Here is a 415-nt window from a genome sequence, read left to right as displayed (position 1 = left end):
GGTGAGACGAGACTTACACGCGCCGTGTGACCGAACACGACCGGACGCGACCGGAGATGGCCCGCCACGGTCGAAGCCGGCCGTCATACGACGGTGCCCCCGTCCGGAAGTTTCCGGACGGGGGCACGGGGGCCGTTCAGCGACCGAGGGTCACAGGCCGAGCTCGACCTCGAACTCGCCCGCCTCCAGGATCGCCTTGACCGCCGTCAGGTAACGGGCCGCGTCGGCACCGTCCACCAGGCGGTGGTCGTAGGAGAGGGTCAGGTAGGTCATGTCGCGGACGCCGATGACCGTGCCCTCCTCCGTCTCGATGACGGCCGGACGCTTCACCGTGGCACCGATGCCGAGGATCGCGACCTGGCCCGGAGGCACGATGATCGTGTCGAACAGCGCGCCGCGCGAACCGGTGTTGCTG

The 415-nt window shown here is 69.4% G+C and carries 1 protein-coding gene; it reads right to left on the bottom strand.

The window, feature by feature from the left end:
• Positions 1-150 precede the first annotated feature (150 nt).
• Positions 151-415: 2-oxo acid dehydrogenase subunit E2 (locus KDL01_RS42340; protein WP_212534328.1), on the bottom strand; the 265-nt coding region annotated here is incomplete at its 5' end.

This window comes from Actinospica durhamensis, assembly GCF_018139695.1.
In the GTDB taxonomy this organism is placed as follows: domain Bacteria; phylum Actinomycetota; class Actinomycetes; order Streptomycetales; family Catenulisporaceae; genus Actinospica; species Actinospica durhamensis.
This window is presented reverse-complemented; position numbering and strand designations above follow the sequence as displayed.